This is a genomic window from Paracoccus alkenifer, from assembly GCF_900108405.1.
Lineage (GTDB): Bacteria > Pseudomonadota > Alphaproteobacteria > Rhodobacterales > Rhodobacteraceae > Paracoccus > Paracoccus alkenifer.
In genome coordinates, this window is record NZ_FNXG01000019.1 from 1 (window position 1) to 1,233 (window position 1,233).

Here is a 1,233-nt window from a genome sequence, read left to right on the forward strand (position 1 = left end):
AATTCACGGTTGTTACGATAATGGTTACCAGCTCGACGTAGCTTTTTCCCAGGTAATAGCCGAACGCCAGGGCAAGGATCGCGGGCAGGATCGTTAAGCCGCCCAACAGCGGGTATAGCGCCAGGGCTGTGGCGGCAGCGGCGATCATGCCGCAGCACAGCGCCCACCAACGGCCGAGTTTCAGGATCAGGCGCAGGGCGGGAAAGTTCTGCATGTCACAGATGCGACTGGATGCGCTTCCACAGCGCGGCGGCGTTGGCGCGCGGGGCCGTTGCCGCTGGCGGCGCGGGGGCTGTTAGCGGGGGTGCCAGTTCGGGCACGCCCGTGCAGCCCGGAATGCAGGCCTTGTCCAACTCCATCTGGGCCTCAAGCGCGTCGTCGTCAGCCAGGGCATCGCGGTGTTCGTGGCGATAGTCGTCCAGCCCGATCAGCGCCGCCCCCAGCGCCCCGGCGATCTGCGGGGCGTCCGGCAGGATCAGTTCCTCGCCCAGGGCCTTTTCGATATAATGCACCGCCGCCTTGTTGCGCGCCACGCCCCCGGTCATCACGATTGGACCCTTGCGCCCAACGCGGCCCACCAGCCCCACGGTGCGGGTGGCGACCGCGGCATGGACGCCGCCCAGGATATCGGCCTTGGACTGGCCCTCGGCCAGGAGCGAGATCACCTCGGTCTCGGCGAAGGTCGCGCACATGGACGAGATCTTCAGCGACTGTTGCGCCTGCAATGCCAGATCGCCCATGTCCTCGAGCTTGATCTCCATGGCACGGGCCAGCACTTCGAAGAACTTGCCGGTGCCGGCGGCGCAGCGGTCGTTCATGGTGAACTGCATCACCAGCCCTTGGGCATCGACCGCGATCACCTTGCTGTCCTGGCCGCCGATGTCGATGACCACCCGCGCCTGCGGCACCATGGCGACGGCGCCGCGGGCGTGGCAGGTGATCTCGGTATAGTTCTTGTCGGCGATGTCGAGCATGCGGCGGCCGTAGCCGGTGGCGACGGTGCGCCCGATATCCGCCTGCGCCAGCCCGGCGCTGTCAAGCGCGCCGGCAATGGCGGCTGCGACGCCTTCGCCGCTGACCGCGCCCATATGGGCCACATGCGAGGCCAGCATCTGCCCCCTGAGATCGAGGATCACCGCCTTTGCGGTGGTCGAGCCGAAGTCGATCCCCATCACACAGGATTTCATCTGGTCCTCCTCCGGGTGCAGCCTGCTACTGGTAAGTGTAACTCAC

2 protein-coding genes are annotated in these 1,233 nt (G+C 66.4%); both read right to left on the bottom strand.

What is annotated here, in order from left to right; translation table 11 throughout:
* A partial coding sequence (locus tag BLW83_RS15310; RefSeq protein WP_143042872.1) for a hypothetical protein occupies nt 1–214 on the bottom strand: 214 nt, incomplete at its 3' end.
* A gap of 1 nt (nt 215) precedes the next feature.
* Nucleotides 216–1,187 (bottom strand): acyl-CoA dehydratase activase, encoded by a 972-nt coding sequence (locus BLW83_RS15315; protein WP_090849252.1) that lies wholly within the window; start codon nt 1,185–1,187, stop codon nt 216–218.
* Between the last annotated feature and the right edge of the window lie 46 nt (nt 1,188–1,233).

Bases quoted from the DNA above. Each gene is read 5' to 3' on its own strand.
- BLW83_RS15315 (WP_090849252.1), bottom strand. From the start codon at position 1,187: ATGAAATCCTGTGTGATGGGGATCGACTTCGGCTCGACCACCGCAAAG.